General features: G+C 71.1%; 17 protein-coding genes. 10 read left to right on the top strand and 7 right to left on the bottom strand.

The features are described 5' to 3' along the window. Nucleotides 1-165: 165 nt before the first annotated feature. Nucleotides 166-633, bottom strand: a complete 468-nt coding sequence (locus ACH45E_RS19730) for a GtrA family protein (protein ID WP_361443081.1) — start codon at nt 631-633, stop codon at nt 166-168. A 924-nt stretch (nt 634-1,557) separates the two neighbouring features. Between ACH45E_RS19730 and ACH45E_RS19725 the strand changes: the two genes are divergently transcribed. Then, entirely contained in the window at nt 1,558-2,388 is an 831-nt protein-coding gene (locus ACH45E_RS19725; RefSeq protein ID WP_361443078.1) for an MHYT domain-containing protein, read from the top strand. 86 nt (nt 2,389-2,474) lie between these two features. Here the strand turns inward: ACH45E_RS19725 and ACH45E_RS19720 are convergent, their stop codons facing one another. Together ACH45E_RS19720 and ACH45E_RS19715 are read right to left on the bottom strand one after the other, a co-directional pair. Continuing rightward, entirely contained in the window at nt 2,475-2,849 is a 375-nt protein-coding gene (locus ACH45E_RS19720) for a transcriptional regulator (protein WP_361443075.1), read from the bottom strand. Next, entirely contained in the window at nt 2,846-3,613 is a 768-nt protein-coding gene (locus tag ACH45E_RS19715; RefSeq protein ID WP_361443072.1) for a hypothetical protein, read from the bottom strand. Before ACH45E_RS19715 ends, ACH45E_RS19720 begins: the two co-directional genes overlap by 4 nt. Nucleotides 3,614-3,968: 355 nt before the next feature. Between ACH45E_RS19715 and ACH45E_RS19710 the strand changes: the two genes are divergently transcribed. From ACH45E_RS19710 to ACH45E_RS19685, 6 genes are all read left to right on the top strand, one after another. Beyond that, nucleotides 3,969-4,220, top strand: coding sequence for a hypothetical protein (locus ACH45E_RS19710; RefSeq protein ID WP_361443069.1), 252 nt, complete (start codon nt 3,969-3,971; stop codon nt 4,218-4,220). Between the two features lie 12 nt (nt 4,221-4,232). After that, nucleotides 4,233-5,465: an SPFH domain-containing protein gene (locus tag ACH45E_RS19705; RefSeq protein WP_361443066.1), complete on the top strand. Its 1,233-nt coding sequence runs from the start codon at nt 4,233-4,235 to the stop codon at nt 5,463-5,465. Between the two features lie 106 nt (nt 5,466-5,571). Then, entirely contained in the window at nt 5,572-6,678 is a 1,107-nt protein-coding gene (locus tag ACH45E_RS19700) for a hypothetical protein (RefSeq protein ID WP_361443063.1), read from the top strand. A 105-nt stretch (nt 6,679-6,783) separates the two neighbouring features. Next, nucleotides 6,784-7,890 carry a chitinase gene (locus tag ACH45E_RS19695; protein WP_361443060.1) on the top strand — a complete coding sequence of 369 codons (1,107 nt, stop codon included), beginning with the start codon at nt 6,784-6,786 and terminating at the stop codon, nt 7,888-7,890. Nucleotides 7,891-8,067: 177 nt separating this feature from the next. Beyond that, on the top strand, nt 8,068-8,928 hold the full coding sequence (locus ACH45E_RS19690) for a hypothetical protein (RefSeq protein WP_361443058.1): 861 nt from the start codon (nt 8,068-8,070) through the stop codon (nt 8,926-8,928). Nucleotides 8,929-9,085: 157 nt separating this feature from the next. Then, nucleotides 9,086-9,850: a DUF4232 domain-containing protein gene (locus tag ACH45E_RS19685; RefSeq protein ID WP_361443055.1), complete on the top strand. Its 765-nt coding sequence runs from the start codon at nt 9,086-9,088 to the stop codon at nt 9,848-9,850. A gap of 36 nt (nt 9,851-9,886) precedes the next feature. On the opposite strand, the gene ACH45E_RS19680 is transcribed toward ACH45E_RS19685, so the two are convergent. Continuing rightward, complete coding sequence (locus tag ACH45E_RS19680; RefSeq protein WP_361443052.1) at nt 9,887-10,207, bottom strand: hypothetical protein; 321 nt, start codon at nt 10,205-10,207, stop codon at nt 9,887-9,889. A gap of 200 nt (nt 10,208-10,407) precedes the next feature. On the opposite strand from ACH45E_RS19680, the gene ACH45E_RS19675 reads away from it, so the two are divergent. Beyond that, nucleotides 10,408-11,340, top strand: a complete 933-nt coding sequence (locus ACH45E_RS19675; RefSeq protein WP_361443050.1) for a slipin family protein — start codon at nt 10,408-10,410, stop codon at nt 11,338-11,340. On the opposite strand, the gene ACH45E_RS19670 is transcribed toward ACH45E_RS19675, so the two are convergent. Next, entirely contained in the window at nt 11,294-12,517 is a 1,224-nt protein-coding gene (locus ACH45E_RS19670; RefSeq protein WP_361443047.1) for an MFS transporter, read from the bottom strand. The genes ACH45E_RS19675 and ACH45E_RS19670 overlap by 47 nt on opposite strands. Before the next feature lie 71 nt (nt 12,518-12,588). Here ACH45E_RS19670 and ACH45E_RS19665 point away from each other — a divergent pair, with 71 nt between their 5' ends. Further along, nucleotides 12,589-13,629, top strand: a complete 1,041-nt coding sequence (locus ACH45E_RS19665) for a winged helix-turn-helix domain-containing protein (protein ID WP_361443044.1) — start codon at nt 12,589-12,591, stop codon at nt 13,627-13,629. A 9-nt stretch (nt 13,630-13,638) separates the two neighbouring features. Further along, entirely contained in the window at nt 13,639-14,145 is a 507-nt protein-coding gene (locus ACH45E_RS19660) for a glutathione peroxidase (RefSeq protein WP_361443041.1), read from the top strand. A 133-nt stretch (nt 14,146-14,278) separates the two neighbouring features. Here ACH45E_RS19660 and ACH45E_RS19655 read toward each other — a convergent pair whose 3' ends face one another. Together ACH45E_RS19655 and ACH45E_RS19650 are read right to left on the bottom strand one after the other, a co-directional pair. After that, complete coding sequence (locus tag ACH45E_RS19655; RefSeq protein WP_361443038.1) at nt 14,279-14,470, bottom strand: DUF397 domain-containing protein; 192 nt, start codon at nt 14,468-14,470, stop codon at nt 14,279-14,281. 191 nt (nt 14,471-14,661) lie between these two features. Then, nucleotides 14,662-15,519 carry a helix-turn-helix transcriptional regulator gene (locus ACH45E_RS19650; RefSeq protein ID WP_361443035.1) on the bottom strand — a complete coding sequence of 286 codons (858 nt, stop codon included), beginning with the start codon at nt 15,517-15,519 and terminating at the stop codon, nt 14,662-14,664. Between the last annotated feature and the right edge of the window lie 73 nt (nt 15,520-15,592).

Genomic DNA, 15,592 nt, shown 5'->3' with positions numbered 1-15,592 from the left:
TGGCCGCACGATGCCGGTCCGCAGCCGGGGCATGTCGAGGAGGTTGCCGGCCCGCGCGTCCAGCCGGTTCGCGTGTCCGGCCGGTTCGCGCCCTCCTCGAGCGACTCCAGCAGCTTCGCCTTGTCCTCCTCGGACCAGGCTCCGCAGTGCCTTCCCCGCCGGACCTCACGCCGCCGCGTCGTACGCGGCCCGCAACCGGACGCCGCCGCCCGTTCGCGGCCGCGGGGCGCGCTCCGCGAACACGGACAGACGCAGTACGAGATAGCGGCCGATCCCGACGAGCGCGGTGGCCGACAGGTACACCGTCTGCTGCAGGACGAGTCCGGCGCCGGGCCGGAGCGCGGCGAGCACGCCGACCGCGGCGGACGTGACCAGCCAGCCGACAGCCATGGTGGTCGCGCTCTTGAGGTGGCCGGCCAGGCCGGGCCGTCCGTGGCGGAACGAGACACGGGCATGCAGCTCTGTGGCGGCCACGGTGGAAACGATGGTGGTCAGCACGTTCGCCGCCATCCACGGAATCCACTGCGAGAGCAGGACCAGGGCCGCCGAGGCAGTCAGGGTGACCCCACCGCCCATCCCGGCGAAGCGTACGAAGGCCGCCGCGTGACGGCGGATCAGTCGCAGGCCGTTCATGGTGCTCCCCTCCCGAGCCATGCCCCTCGCGGAGCCGTCGTCGCCATGCCTCAGAGCGTGGCCGACCTGCCATTCATCGCCGTTTCAGAACGTTTTCAGAGGTGTCGGCGGTGGTGAAACCCCGTGCCGTGCCCCAGACCCTCACCCTGGCCGCGCCGAAGTGCCCGTGCAGGGCGATCAGCGGGCGGCCGGGGCGGCCGAACCTTGTTGCTGGGTCGCGCGGTTGCGACAGAGAGAACGTACGCCACGCTTGGGCGCACGCGCAATACGATTGTCTAATACGCTCGTATAAATCTTGCCGGTGTTGAGGGATTGGCTACCGTCTCCGGCACGGGAAACCGTGTGGGCCGCCTCGATCGAGGCGCTGGCCCAGGCAGAGCACCCCCAGGAACTGCGGCCTTACCTGGCCGGTAGCCAGGACCAAGGACGTCGCGGCCTTGCAGCTGAGATGTGCGGCGCACCGGAGGACGAGGTTGACGACACGACGGCCCGCACTCTGAGAGCGACTCAAATGGCATTGTTCACGGGTGTGACGCCCCAACGGCTCACGGATCCGCTGGAATGCGGCTGTACAGGACCAGGACCAGGGCCAGGTCCCCCGTCGGGACACCGGCGTCGGCCAAAATGGGCGCTCCGCATGGGTTTTGGGGTGAAGAGGGCGAAGTATCGATTCAGCGAACGATTGCGTGATGTGAAGACTGTGTGCGCACCGTGTGGTTGAATCTTGCACGGCTCGGCCAGGTGGCTTGATCTGATCGACTGGCTCCCCGTGTGCTGCGCCCTGAGCAGTGCTGCCACGTCGGGTCATGCCCGCCGGGCCGAGCCGCTGCGCACGCGCGGCACGGACGGGAGTGGGCGGTTCGCCGCGCCGACACGTCGCGTCCGTGGTGCGACCTGTCATCCCGTACGTGAAGGGATTCCTCCATGACCGCCACCGTCTCGAACTTCTACTACGGCGCGGCGACTCCCGTGGCCGCCTATCTGATGGCCTGCCTCGGGGCGGCCCTCGGACTGCGGTGCACGACCCGGTCGCTACGGCGCCCGCTCCGCAGGGCCGGTTGGCTGGCGCTGGGCGCCGTATCGATCGGCTGCGGCATCTGGACCATGCACTTCATCGCCATGATCGGCTTCAGCGTCCAGGGCGCCCTGGTCGACTACGACCCGGCGAGGACCCTCCTCAGCCTCGCGGTCGCGATCGCCTTCGTCGCCGTCGGTGTGTTTCTCGTCGGCTACCGCGGCGGTACACCGGCGAACCTGGCGGTGGCCGGCACGGTCACCGGTCTCGGGGTGGCGGCCATGCACTACCTCGGCATGGCCGCCATCCACACCAACGGCACCCTGCACTTCGACACGGTGACGGTGGCGCTGTCCGTCGTGATCGCCGTCGCGGCCGCCACGGCGGCCCTGTGGGCGGCCGTCTCCATCCACACCCTGTGGTCCAGCCTGGGCTCGAGTCTCGTCATGGGGGTGGCCGTGACCGGCATGCACTACACCGGCATGGCTGCGGTCTCCGTACACCTCACCGGCCACGCCGCCTCGGCACAGTCCTCCACCCACCTGCTGTCGTTCCTCCTCGTCATGCTCGCCGGCCCGCTCGTGGTCCTCCTGGTCGCCGCCACGATCGTCATGTTCGACCCCGACATGATGCTCAGCAACGACGAACAGGAGCGGGCAGCGGTCGCACCGCCCGCTGCCGGCGCCGACTTCCCTGTTCAGCAGCAGACCCAACAGTCGCGGTCCCACACCTCCTGGTGACCGGCACGCCGGCACCGTACGCAGGACTCTTCACCAGTCGACGGGAGCAACTGGAGCCAGCTCGGATCGAACTCCTGGAGCGGTGATCACGTATCGGGTGCGCCGGGTAGGGGACGGGGAGCCTCAAGGCGCAGCACGAGTGCGCGTAGGGCATGGAGTTCGGCGTCCAGGGCCTGCGCGCCTTGCCGGGTGAGAGTTACCCATGTTCGGGGGCGTCGACCGGCGTAGCCCTTCTCCACGGTGATCATTCCGGACTCCTCCAGCACCTTCAGGTGCCGGGAGAGATTTCCGTCGGTGACGGCCAGTTGCTTTTTCAAAAAGCCGAACTCGACCCGGTCGGCTTCGCGGGCGACGGTGAGGACGCCGAGCCGCACCCGCTGGTGGACGGTGTCGTCCAGCGCCTGGGTCGGATGCGGTTCCTCCTGGTCGTCCCGCGCGGCGGTCGAGCCTTCGACGCTCATGACAGGACCGTACCCGCACCTGCGACAGGCGCAGCCCGGCGGCGGACCGCCATCCACTCGCACAGACCGGCGAGGAGCAGGATGGCGGCGAGCAGAAGGGCCTTGACCTGCGGTCCGTCGGTCCAGCCCGGTTGGGCGGGGTGTTGCCAAGGGAGCCAGCCGCTGCCCCAGGAAGCTCCCAGGTATCCCGTGAGCAGCACGGCGTGAGCTGTGCCGGCCGCCGCGGCGAGCCAACTGCGTTCGGTTATGCCGAGGGCCAGGAGGCCGATGCCGACCAGGTACCACGGGGAGGCGTAGCTGTTCTCCAGCAGCACGGCCTCCCACGGCTGCTCCTTGCCGAACAGCAGCGCCATCAGGGCTGTCGTGATCACTGTGGTGGATATGACGGTCACGCGGACCCACATGCCGCGCCGCGGGACGATACCCCGGGCCTCGCCACGCAGGCGGTACCAGCGAGCGAAGGCGAACCATGCGAGGGGGAGGAGCGCGAACCACACGCCCCAGGCCGCGAAGCGCAGTACGGCGCCGTCGAACTCGCCCTTCAGACAGGCGGTTCCCGGTTCGTGGACGACGCACAGGCCGGTCAGCTCGGCGTAGGCGAAGGCCGGATAGGACCCGACAGAGCGTCCGTGGGCCCCGAAGTTGAAGGCGTACCGGGCGATCGGGACGGCCGCCAGCGCGAGAAGTCCGAAGCCGAGGAGAGGAATCCATGCGCCGTTCGTCTGCGTACGGGTCTTGGTCCGGAGGCCTTCCGTCGCAGCCAACAAGGCAGCCGCGGCCGCCCTCGGTTCCGATTCCGCGCTGCTCGGTGCGGATGTTCTCATCTGTCCCCCTTGCTGTTGGCGCCTTGGCGCCTCGGCGGCGCTCGGAGCGGACCGCCAGAAGGCCGCCCGCCGGGCGATAACTTTGCATTACAAAGTACCTGGCATTCAAGAGCGACCTGGACGCACCTGCGCGTCGAGGCTGGGGGCGGAGGCGATCGCGGTGCGGAACGCGGTCGACCGTCCGTCGAGCGGCGGGCGCGAGCTCGTGCTCGTCGCGGCCCCCTGGCCATTGGGTCCCGGACGGACTGGGTCTATCGTCGGAATCACGGGGCCAGGACGAGGAGGACGGCCGGTGATGCCGCAGGACGAGGCCGTGATCGGCTGCACGGGGAAGGTGCTCATCGGAACGCGCGGTTCCACGGGTCCCGGCGAAGTACTGGTACGGGTCAGAGGCGGCTCCGAGACCTTCCTCGCCTGGTCGGAGGAGCCCCTGCCCGCGGGCGCCACGGTGCTCGTGATCGAATCACGGGGATGCCGCGAGGTCGGCGTCATCGAGTGGGTGGATCCATTGGACGCGCTCGGCGGGGATGCCGCCGAGGCCGGCTGAGGAGTAACAGGAATGTTCGGATACCGCGTACCCGCTCCCGACGAGGCGATGTTGATCTCGGGGGGCAGGCGGGGACTGGGGGGCGCGCCGTTCCGAGTGGTCACGGGGCACGGGAAGTTCGTGCTGCCGGTCTTTCGGAAGGTCCGGTTCCTCACCCTGTCCATGTGTGAGTCCGAGGTCACCGAGACCTGTGTGACCAAGCAGGGCATCTCGTTGCACGTCCGCGCGGTCATCGCCTTCAAGGTCGGCAACGACCACGAGAGCATCATCAACGCGGGCCAGCGTTTCCTCTCCGACCAGGAGCAGATGTCGGTGCTCACCGGCCGGATCTTCGCCGGGCACCTGCGGGCCATCATCGGCTCGATGACGGTCGAGGAGATCGTCACCGAGCGGCAGAAGCTCGCCGCGGAGGTCCTGGACACCTCGAAGACGGAGATGGCGAAGATCGGCCTGATCGTCGACTCGCTGCAGATCCAGTCCATCGACGACGGCGACACCGGGTACATCGACGCGATGTCCGCGCCGCACAAGGCGGCCATCCAGCGGCAGGCTCAGATCGCCCAGGCGCAGGCCACCCAGGCCGCGGTCGAGGCGGAGCAGGCGGCGGCCCGCAAGCAGGCCGAGTACGGCCGGCAGACCGCCATCGTCAAGGCCGAGTACTCGGCCGAGGTGGACCGCGCCCAGGCGCAGGCCGCGCAGGCCGGACCGCTGGCGCAGGCACACGCCCAGCAGGAGGTGCTCGCCGCCCAGACGGAGCTGGCCCAGCGCCAGGCCAAGCTGCGCCAGCAGCAGCTGGTGGCCGAGGTCGTGAAGCCCGCCGAGGCCGAGGCCGAGCGGGTCAGGATCCTCGCGGCCGCCGAGGCGCAGCGGATGAAGATCCAGGCGGAGGCGGCTGCCTCGTACGACCGGGTCGCGCTCGACCGGATGCTGATCGACCAGCTCCCGCAGATCGTCAAGGAGGCCGCCGGCGGCCTCGCCGGCGCCAACGTCAACGTCCTCAACGGCGCGGACGGTCTCGGCGAGATCGCCGCCGGCCTGGTGTCCCAGGGTCTGACGATCCTCGACTCGGTCCGGCAGAACCTGGGCGGCCAGGACTCCGACGGCAACCGGGCCGACGGCGACCGCGACGGCAACCGCGACGGCCGCCGCTCCGGGGAGGGCGGGAGCAGCGGTGGCAACGGCTTGCTCCAGCTGCCCACCGGCAAGGGGAGGAAGTCGGACGACGGTCCGGTGGGCGTCGACTAGGCGCCGGCGATCGGCGGCCGTCCGTGCCGAGTTGGGCTGTGTGATGATGCACGGACGATGACCGGCCCTGGGGAGGGACCGGGTGCAGGGGAGGGGCTGAGCCACCGTGGGCAAGGGCGGGTCGTCCATACCGGACGAGGAGTGGGAGCGCTTTCTGAGGGAGGCCGAGGCCGGGACTCAGGGTGCGCCCGAGGAGCCGTCGGCGCGGGCTCGGATGGTGGCTCGGCGGTTGCAGGAGGAGTCCGGCAGTCCGGAGGGGTGGCGGGCTCACCGGCCGGCCCGGCGGCGCCGGGGCAAGGGCTGGTACGCGGTCGGGCTGGTGGCCGCGGCCGGTCTGCTGGTGGTGGCGCTGGCTCCGGGGCGGGTGGCCGGGTGGTTCGGCGGTGGAGACGGAGGCGGCGACGGTGCGCCGCTCGCCGTCGAGTCGGAACGTCCGAGTCAGGCACCGCCGACCGAGTCGGCAGCCCAACAGCCCACGCTGAAGCAGCCGTTCAGGGGTTCACCCGCGGCGCGGTGGAGTGATGGGACGGCAGGCATCGGTATGCCTGCCGCCCGGGCGACCGGCTGGATGAGCAAGGCACGGGTCGCGCAGGCGCTCGACCGGACCCGGGACTTCCTTGCGGAATCCAGTCTGGATGCCGGGGTGCTGGGCGGGGAACGGCCGCGGAAGGCCATCGCGTTGATCAATCCGCATCAGCAGGACGTCCAGGACTACCTGTCGGCCGCGTTCCGCTCGCCCAGCAAGGAGAACGATCCGCTGCTGCTGTTCAGCCGGTTCCAGAAGGCGAAGGTGCGGCTCGTCGGGAACGTGGTCAAGACCCGGGGGCGGGTCACGTACCGGGAGGGCAAGCGCGGTGCGGTCGAGGTGACCACCGATGTCACGTACGTCTATCCGGTCGTACGCGCCGCGGCGGGCAGCGACGAGGTCGAGCGGACCATCGTGCGCCGCGAGATCGTGATGAGCTGGGACGACCCGGCGAAGGTGGTCACCGCACCGGGGACGTTCTCCCTGCTCTCCTACAAGGTGGACACCACCAACGGCGGCTGCGACACCTTCACCGGCGGTTACTTCACCCCCAAGTTCGGCGCCGACCGCGCGACCCAGGACCCCCACGACGGCCGCAAGGTGGACCCGTACGACCGCAGCGAGTCAATGGACGAGCGCACGCGGGGGGCCGGCGACGCGGGGTGCGGGACCGCCACCCGGTCGTGAAGGCCGGCTCGCTCCGGTCAGTTAACTGTAAAGAACCTTGACAGTCTATTGGTCTAGTCCAAAGATGGGCGCGCCCCGGTTGCCCCTTCCACCATGGGAGCGTCCATGAGACGACCTGGTTCTCTTCGTGCACTGCTGTCCTGTGCGACCGTCACCGCCCTGTCCGCCGGGCTCGTCGCCCTCGGGGGCGGTGGGGCGGTCGCCGCGCAGGCCGCCGCGCCCTCGCATCACGCCGCGCCCAAGCCCATGCCCGCGCACGTCGCGGCGCCGTATGTCGAGACCTGGACCGGGGAGAGCCCGGCCGCGCTCGCCGCCGCGTCGGGGAACAAGTACCTCACGATGGCGTTCCTCCAGACGGACACCGCGGGCTCGTGCACGGCGTACTGGAACGGTGCGCCCGCACAGCCGGTCTCGCGGGCGAGCTTCGGCAGCGACATCGCCGCGATCCAGGCGCGCGGCGGCAACGTCATCCCGTCCTTCGGCGGCTACAGCGCCGACACCACCGGCACCGAACTGGCCGACAGCTGCACCAGCGTGGACGCCATCGCCAAGGTGTACGAGAGTCTCGTCACGACGTACGGCGTCACCCGGATCGACCTCGACGTCGAGGCCGACTCCATCAACAACTCCGCCGGGATCGACCGCCGCAACAAGGCCATCGCCGAGGTCCAGCACTGGGCCCGGCACACCGGCCACCGCGTGCAGTTCTCCTACACCCTGCCGACGACGAACACCGGGCTCGCGCCCAGCGGTGTGGCACTGCTGAGGAACGCCGTCGACAACGGCGCGCGCGTGGACGTCGTCAACATCATGACGTTCGACTACTGGGACGGCGCCACCCACGACATGGCCGCCGACACCGAGACGGCCGCCGCCGGGCTGCACGGCCAACTGGCCGCGCTCTACCCGAAGAAGAGCCCCGCGAAGCTGTGGAGCATGGTCGGCGTCACCGAGATGCCCGGCATCGACGACTACGGCCCCGAGGAGACCTTCACCACGCAGGACGCCGTCACGGTGAAGAAGTGGGCGGTCGCCAAGGGCATCAACACCCTCTCCTTCTGGGCACTCCAGCGCGACAACGGCGGCTGCGTGGGCACCGCCGGCGCCAACTCCTGCTCGGGCATCGCCCAGGACACCTGGTACTTCAGCCACGCCTTCGAACCGTTCACGCGTGGCGCCGGCACCGGCTCCGGCGTCGGTGCCGGCCGGTGATGCCCACGGTGATACCCAAGGTGATACCCAGGGGATCCTCGCAGGAGCGTCACACAGACTGCACACAGTCTTTCGAATGACTCGTTAGCGTGCTGGACATCCGATCCCACGTGTGAACGTGACCCGTTCGCGGCCCGCTGGGAAGACAGCACGTCAACTCAGGAAGACCGCAGACAGATGGACTACTGCTCCTCGTGCCGTCGGCATCTGAACGGCGCCCTGATGTGTCCGGGGTGCGGTGCCTACGCCCCAGCCCTCGCCGCCGACATCGCCGCCCTCACCGCCGACACCCGCCCCGCCCCGGCCCCCACCGCCCCGGCCCGCACCGCCGAGGCGGCGACGGGGACCGCGGCGTGGGAGGCCGTGCCGTGGGAGGCCATGGACGAGGCACCGCGGACCGACCCGTCGGCCGGACTTCAGGACGTGCCGCCCGCGCCACCAGGGCGGGCGGCACGGCGGCGCAAGATGGCCCGCTGGAAGAAGACCCAGCGCCGGGCCCTGGTCGCGACCGCCGTCGCGCTCGTCGGAGGCGGCCTGACCGTCTCCGCGATGGACCGGCACTCCCCCGACCGGGCGCAGGCCGCCACGGCGCCGGATACGCCGAGCATCCCGACCTCGCCCGCCGCGGACGAGCCGACGACACCGGACACCCGCTCGGGGGCGGCCCGGCCCGACACCCAGCGGTCCTCGCCCGCCCGTTCCGGCCAGTCGCACGCGACCGAACTGCAGCAGGGGCAGTCCGCCGCCGCCCCGCTCCGTAGCACCTCCACCCTGCCGAGCGCCGGTTCCCTGCCGCGTACGGCCCACCCGGCTTCGACGACTCCGGCGACCCATGCGGCGGCGACACCCGCCCCGCAGCAGCACGCCGGCTCCGCGTCCTCCGGCGGAGCGGCCGCCGGTCACACCGGCACCTCGTCCCAGCAGACCTCCGCGCCCGCCTCCGGCAACGGCACGGACCCGGGAACGCCTCAGGCGACCCCCTCCCCGGCAACGCCCTCGTCGCCGGAGCTCTGCCTGCTCGTGGTGTGCCTCGGCTGACGTCGCCGCGATGATGCCGCGGTGATCCTGCTCGGATCTCGTCACCGCCGTGTCACAGGTCGTCGGCCGGAAGAACCCCCGTGCCCGGCCGGTCTGTCTGCAAGGGCAGGTGCCGGCGCGGGCCGGTGCCCTGTGCGATCCGCATTCGGGGGACGACATGCAGTACAGCGATGGCATCCGCAAGACCGTGCTGGCGATGGTCGCGGCCTCGGCCGCCGTGATGGTGGCCGGGTGCCAGGCCGGCGGGGGCGGCGCGAAGGCCGGCGGGTCGCCGTCCGGCGCCGCGAGCGCGGCGGGCACGTCGAGCGCGTCGGCCGCTCCTTCCGAGACCCCTTCAGGGGCTCCTTCCGGTTCGTCGGGCTCCGCCGTCCCGGTCGTTCCGGCGGCGAGCGTCTCCTCCGGATCAGGGACCGGATCAGGGACCGGATCAGGGACCGGGTCGGGGTCCGGCTCGGGGACCGGTTCGTCGGGCGGAGCCGTGAAGAGCTGTACGGCGAGCAGCGTCGAGGCCGCCGCGTACCAGGCCGCCGATCGCCCGGACGGCACCGGGACCGGAGCGGCGATCGTCGAGTTCACCAACGTCTCGAGTCACCCGTGCGTCCTCAAGGGCCATCCGTCGGTTGCGGGGGCCGGCAACGGCTCCCCTGAGCACAACTCCCCGCTGTCCGTGACAGCCACGGGGTCGGCGTCGCCGGTGCGGGTGTCCCCGGGCGGCAAGGCCTGGGTGAAGCTCACCTTCGTACAGGTCCAGGGCGAGGCCGACGGCTCTTGCGAGTCCGGCGCGGACCCCGTGGTGTACCCCACGCTGGTGGTCGGCTTGCCGGGCTCGGGATCGCACCAAGTAGCCCTGGACGACGGGCAGTTCGCCGAGTGCGACAACAAGGTGACGGTCACCGCGGTGTCGTCGGCCAAGCCGTCCTGACACCGGCCCCGAAACCGGCACCCACGGGGTGCACGGTTACCGGCCCCTCCCGCGGCGCTTCCGGTTCGGCCGGTGGGGTCGCTGGAGGGTGTCCAGTGCGCCGACGGCCGCTCGCGCGTGGTCCGGTTCCTGCGGGGCGGGGCCGCCCGCGCACCACCATGCCGGGCCGTCGGAGCCCTGCCCCACGTGCATCCCCAAGTGGTGGACGGGGCAGACCGGCCAGACCTGCCAGAGGCACTCGATGACGGTGTCCTGGGCGGCTTCGGCCACGGCGAAGACGGCGGCCTCGATACTGGTTGCCGAGTCGGGCCACAGGGGCTGACCATGGAAGGCACCGTCCGCGAGGGAGACGTACACCTGCTCCGGTTCCTCCCCCCCCAGGGGTCGTAGGCCAGCAGGCACAGGGCACGCGCCAAGTGTGCCTGGTCGGAGTGCGGCCCCGTCGGCCCGCCGGCTTCTTTACGTATTCCTGACACCTCCCGCGCATCCAACGGCCCCCCGGCCGGTGTCCTCATCCGTGTCTCGAACTGTCGAGTCAGCAGAGGGAGTGGAGTGCCATGGAAGGCACCGTCGTCGCAGTCGTGGCCCTGGCCGCGCTGGCGCTGTTGGTACTGCGCAGTGGGATGCGGGTGGTCAACCAGGTCGAACGCGGGGTCGTGTTCCGCATGGGCAAGGCGCTGCCGGAGTACCGGCATCCGGGCGTCACCTTCCTGATCCCGTTCGTCGACCGGATGCGGAAGGTGAACGTGCAGGTGGTGACCATGCCGGTGGCCTCGCAGGAGGGCATCACCAAGGACAACGTGTCGGTGAAGGTCGACGCGGTCGTCTACTTCCGGGTGACGGACCCGCTGCGGGCCGCCATCGAGGTGCAGGACTACGTCTTCGCCGTCGGGCAGGTCGCCCAGTCCTCCCTGCGGTCCATCATCGGCAAGAGCGACCTGGACGACCTGCTCTCCGACCGGGAGCGGCTGCACGAGGGTCTCGCGCTGATGATCGACAGCCCGGCCGCCCAGTGGGGCATCCACATCGACCGCGTGGAGATCAAGGACGTACAGCTGCCGGAGTCGCTGAAGCGGTCCATGTCCCGGCAGGCCGAGGCCGAGCGGGAGCGGCGGGCGCGGGTCATCACCGCGGACGGTGAGTTCCAGGCCGCGCAGCAGCTGGCCAACGCCTCCCGGATCATGTCCGACACCCCGGAGGCCATGCAGCTGCGCCTGCTGCAGACCGTCGTGGAGGTCGCCGCCGAGAAGAACTCGACGCTGGTGATGCCCTTCCCGGTGGAGCTGCTGCGCTACTTCGACAAGGCGGCCCAGCAGTTCGCGACCCCGGCGGCCCCGGCGGCTGCGACGGGCCCGGCCGGCCCGGCGGCTGCGGCAACCCCGGCGGTTCCCGCGGCGGCCGAGGAGGCTCCCGCGATCCCGCCCGCCAAGCCGGTCCCGCCCGCTACGCCGGCTGCAGCCGCTCCGGTGCCTCTCGCCGAGCAGCCGTAGCCAGCGTCAGCGTCACCGCGGTCGAGGCGAGGGCCATGACCGTCATCGCCGTGGCGGGCGAGGTGAGTTGTGCCACCGAGCCCGCCAGCGAGGCGCTCACGCCCTGCATCGTCAGCATGCCCGCCGAGTGCAGCCCGAGGGCGTGCCCGCTGAGCTCGTCCGGGGTCAGGGCCATCAGGCGCTCCTGCTGCACCAGGCTCGCCCCGAAGCCGACGGAGGCGACGGCGGCCAGGGCCGCGGCGAGCGGCAGGGGCGGGTGGCCGAAGAAGACCAGGTACGGCGCCGCCAGCAGCAACAGCAGCGGTACGGCCAGCCGCGCCCGCACGCCGGGCGGCAGCAGCCGGCCCACGGCCACGTCCCCCACCAGCATCCCCAGCGCGGCGCAGGCGAAGAGCGTGCCGGCGGCGTCGGGATCGTAGGAGACGAAGAGGGACTCGCAGCCCACCACCAGGCCGTTGGGGATCCACAGGCCCAGATAGACCAGCCGGCGTGGACGGGCCGACCACAGCTGGGCGTTGGTGCGCCAGGTCGCGGCGACGGAGGGGCGGCCGGCGGCCCGGGGCGGGCGCCGGGTCAGGCCCAGGCGGGCCCCGAGGGCCGCGGCCAGGTACAGGGCCGCCGACGTCAGCAGCGTCACGCGCGGGGACAGCGCGGCCACGAGGACGCCGCCGGTCGCGTACCCGGTGATCTGGGCGATGCCGCTCATCATGTTGAACACCGAACGCCCCAGCAGGTAGCCGTCCTTGGCCAGGATCTCGTTCAGCAGGCCCCAGCGCACTCCGCCGCCGAGCGAGGCGACCAGTCCCTGGGCGAGCAGGACGGCGAAGACCGCCGCCACGGGCAGCCCGGGCAGCGCCAGGAGCGCGGTGCAGGCGGCGAACGCCAGGGGGAGGCCCGTCATCGCCGCCCTCGGCGGCAGCCGGTCCGCGCCCGACAGGAGCAGGGTCGCGCCCAGCACCTGCGCCAGGGAGGGGCCGAACATGCTGACGGCGGACAGCAGCGGCGAACCCGTCGTCCGTAACACCAGCGTGCCGAGCGCCAGACCGCCCACCGTCTGGGCGGCGGTCTGCGCGGCGGAGGACACGAACAGCGGGGTGAACTCGGGCGTGCGGAACAGGTGTCGATAGCTGCGCGGAGCCGTAGGGGCAGTCGTACCGGGAGTCGGGCGGGAAGTCATGCGGGGAGTCTGTGAGGCCCCGCCGCCGGGCGTTATTGTTTCGCGCCCACGCGAAACCTCCGGAGGTGCCCATGGGCTGGTGGCAGCTCAACGCCGACACGCTCGCCCGCAGCCGGTTCCTGCTCTCGCCGTACGTGGAGACCTTCGCGTGCCTGGAACTGCTGCACGCGGGAGTGGCCGCGCACCCCGGGGAGCGGGACTGGCTGCGCGCACACCTGCCCGCGTACCGGGCGCGGCTGGCCGCCGACCCGGTCACCGCGCTGCTGATACGGGCGGGCCTGGGCCGGAACTGGATCGCCGACTTCCTCACGCCGACGCCCCGGGACGGGGAGGCCTTCGCGCAGACCGCCGCCCGGGTCCGCGCCGCCGACCCGGACCGGGCGCGCGCCCACCTGAGGACCTCCCTCGCCGGGCCGCTCCCGGACGCCCTGGACCGGGACGACCTGCCCGAACGGGCGGCCACGCTGCTGGCGTACGTGTGGACCGAGGCCGTACGGCCGTACTGGGACCGGCGCCGGCGGATCCTGGAGGCGGACGTGGTCGCGCGGACCGCGCAGGTGAGCCGGGGCGGCTGGGCGGCGGTGCTGGACTCGCTGCGGCCCGGACGGACCCGGTGGCTCGGGGACAGCCGGCTCCAGGTGAACCTGCACGAGTACCCGCCCCGCGAGATCTCCGGTGCCGAACTGCTGTTCGTGCCGGTGACACCCCAACGGCACAACTGGGTGTCGTGGGAGGAGGGCACCCGGTACGCGATCGTCTACCCGTGCGCCGGCGCGCTCGCCGGCGGAAGCGGCCGGGCGGTGCCCCGCAGCCTCGGCGCGCTGCTCGGCGCGGCCCGGGCCGAGGTGCTGGTGCTGCTCGACTCCCCCCTGTCCACCACCCAGCTGACCGCGGTGACCGGGCAGGGGCTCGGGTCGGTGGGGCGCCATCTGAAGGTGCTGCGGGAGGCGGGGCTTGTGGAGCGCCGGCGGGCGGGGAGGTCGGTGCTGTACGCGCGCACGGCGGCGGGGCAGGTGCTGATGGAGGCGGGCGGGAGCGCGGCCCCGGGGGAAGCGGGCGGGGAGCGCGACCCCGGGGGAACCGGTCACCGGCCCGACACCTACCGGAGCTAGCATCCGCTTATGACGACTACTGACCACAACGGCTCCGTACTGGACACCGAGATCGGCGCCCTCCAGGGCGGCTCCGCGGACCTCTCCCAGTACGCGGGCAAGGCCGTACTCATCGTGAACGTGGCCTCCAAGTGCGGGCTGACCCCGCAGTACACCGGCCTCGAGCGCCTCCACGAGCGCTACGCCGAGCAGGGCTTCACCGTGCTCGGGGTGCCCTGCAACCAGTTCCTCGGGCAGGAGCCCGGCAGCGCCGAGGAGATCGCCGAGTTCTGCTCCGCGACGTACGGCGTCACCTTCCCGCTGACCGAGAAGGCCGAGGTGAACGGCGAGGGCCGGCACCCCCTCTACGACCGCCTGGTCGGCTTCGCCGACGCCGAGGGGCACACCGGGGACATCCGCTGGAACTTCGAGAAGTTCCTCATCGGACGGGACGGCCGGGTCGCCGCCCGCTTCTCCCCGCAGACCGAGCCGGAGTCGGCCGAGATCGTCGCGGCGGTCGAGGCGCAGCTGGCCTGATGGCCCAGGGAACGGCCTAGGGCAGAGGAGAGCCCTCTCGGCAAGGACGGCGGGCTGGTCGAGAGGGCTCTGGGTGGTGCTTGTGGAGTTGTGGTTGCGGGGAGTCGGGTGGGGCGAGGACGAGGGAGGCCCCCTACGCCTTGACCGAGGCCACGAAGGCGTTCCAGGCGTCGGCGGGGAAGGCCAGGGTGGGGCCCTCGGTGACCTTGGAGTCGCGTACGGCGAGTTCCGCGGTCGCGGGCGACTTGACCTCGACGCACGCCCCGTTCCCGGCGGAATAGGAGGACTTCGTCCACGTCTCGGTGGCGCCCTGAAGCAGTGCCATGTCCACTCCTGTTGCGAGTTGCTCTGTAGTGCGATTCACGCCAACCATGTCGAGCGGTTGGCGTGATCGACGCTACTCGGCAACATCCCCTCCTGGAGCACTCGTTCACTCGACCGGGTGGCATATTCCCGTGGGGACTTACGCTGGGACATGGCACGGAGTATCATCCGTCGCCCTTCATGCCGGAAGGCTCAGCGAGCGTACTCTTTGGCCACGTCCGAGATGAGCTGTCGGGATTGGTCCACATTCAGGGACTGTGCCCGCAGATGTTCGTACATCACGGCGTACTTCTGCACGTCCTGCGCCTTCTCCAGATACAGGTCGCTGGTGACGCCCTCGAGGTAGACCACGCTGGAATCGGCCGCGTCGGCGAACTCCAGGATCGCGTACTGGCCATTGAGCCCGGGATGCGCGCCCACCTCGAACGGCAGCACCTGCACGGTGACGTGCGGCAGCTGGGACATCTCGATGAGGTACTCCAACTGCTCCCGCATCACGAGCTTGCTGCCCACCACCCGGCGCAGCGCGGCCTCGTCGAGCACCACCCACAGCCGGAGCGGGTTGTTCTCGGCGGTGATACGTTCCTGTCGCCGCAGCCGCACCTGTACGCGCTTGTCGATGTCGGCCGTCGAGGTCTCCGGCAACGCCCCCTGCACCAGCGCCTCCGCGTACGCGCGGGTCTGCAACAGGCCGGTGACGAGCTGGGGTTCGTACACGCGCAGCGACTCGGCGTCGGTCTCCAGGCCGATGTAGACGCTGTACGGGATGTCACCGAACGCGTGCCACCAGCCCTGCTGCCGGGAGTCGCGGGCCATCTCCATCAGGGAGTCGACGATCCGCTGGTCCTCGACCTCGTACACCCCGCACAGGTCACGGACGTCGCGCTGGCTGATGCTGCGCCGGCCGTTCTCGAGACGGCTGATCTTCGACTGCGACACCAGCAGTCTTTCCGCCACTTCTTCGGCCGTCATGCCCTTGAGCTCGCGCAGCCTGCGGAGCTCCTGGCCCAGCCGGCGCCGCCTGACGGTGGGATTGACATTGGACGCCACGGGACGTGCACCTCCGGCTGACTGCCTGTACCTACCACTTTGCGTATCTGCTGTTGAGCAGACTGCCACCAAG

This window comes from Streptomyces sp. NPDC020299 (assembly GCF_044387825.1).
Classification (GTDB): Bacteria; Actinomycetota; Actinomycetes; order Streptomycetales; family Streptomycetaceae; genus Streptomyces.
This window is presented reverse-complemented; position numbering and strand designations above follow the sequence as displayed.

What these genes read in the sequence shown, in the direction of transcription:
- ACH45E_RS19730 (WP_361443081.1), bottom strand. Translation starts at nt 633, where the DNA reads ATGAACGGCCTGCGACTGATCCGCCGTCACGCGGCGGCCTTCGTACGC.
- ACH45E_RS19725 (WP_361443078.1), top strand. Translation starts at nt 1,558, where the DNA reads ATGACCGCCACCGTCTCGAACTTCTACTACGGCGCGGCGACTCCCGTG.
- ACH45E_RS19720 (WP_361443075.1), bottom strand. Translation starts at nt 2,849, where the DNA reads ATGAGCGTCGAAGGCTCGACCGCCGCGCGGGACGACCAGGAGGAACCG.
- ACH45E_RS19710 (WP_361443069.1), top strand. Translation starts at nt 3,969, where the DNA reads ATGCCGCAGGACGAGGCCGTGATCGGCTGCACGGGGAAGGTGCTCATC.
- ACH45E_RS19705 (WP_361443066.1), top strand. Translation starts at nt 4,233, where the DNA reads ATGTTCGGATACCGCGTACCCGCTCCCGACGAGGCGATGTTGATCTCG.
- ACH45E_RS19695 (WP_361443060.1), top strand. Translation starts at nt 6,784, where the DNA reads ATGAGACGACCTGGTTCTCTTCGTGCACTGCTGTCCTGTGCGACCGTC.
- ACH45E_RS19690 (WP_361443058.1), top strand. Translation starts at nt 8,068, where the DNA reads ATGGACTACTGCTCCTCGTGCCGTCGGCATCTGAACGGCGCCCTGATG.
- ACH45E_RS19685 (WP_361443055.1), top strand. Translation starts at nt 9,086, where the DNA reads ATGCAGTACAGCGATGGCATCCGCAAGACCGTGCTGGCGATGGTCGCG.
- ACH45E_RS19675 (WP_361443050.1), top strand. Translation starts at nt 10,408, where the DNA reads ATGGAAGGCACCGTCGTCGCAGTCGTGGCCCTGGCCGCGCTGGCGCTG.
- ACH45E_RS19670 (WP_361443047.1), bottom strand. Translation starts at nt 12,517, where the DNA reads ATGACTTCCCGCCCGACTCCCGGTACGACTGCCCCTACGGCTCCGCGC.
- ACH45E_RS19665 (WP_361443044.1), top strand. Translation starts at nt 12,589, where the DNA reads ATGGGCTGGTGGCAGCTCAACGCCGACACGCTCGCCCGCAGCCGGTTC.
- ACH45E_RS19660 (WP_361443041.1), top strand. Translation starts at nt 13,639, where the DNA reads ATGACGACTACTGACCACAACGGCTCCGTACTGGACACCGAGATCGGC.
- ACH45E_RS19655 (WP_361443038.1), bottom strand. Translation starts at nt 14,470, where the DNA reads ATGGCACTGCTTCAGGGCGCCACCGAGACGTGGACGAAGTCCTCCTAT.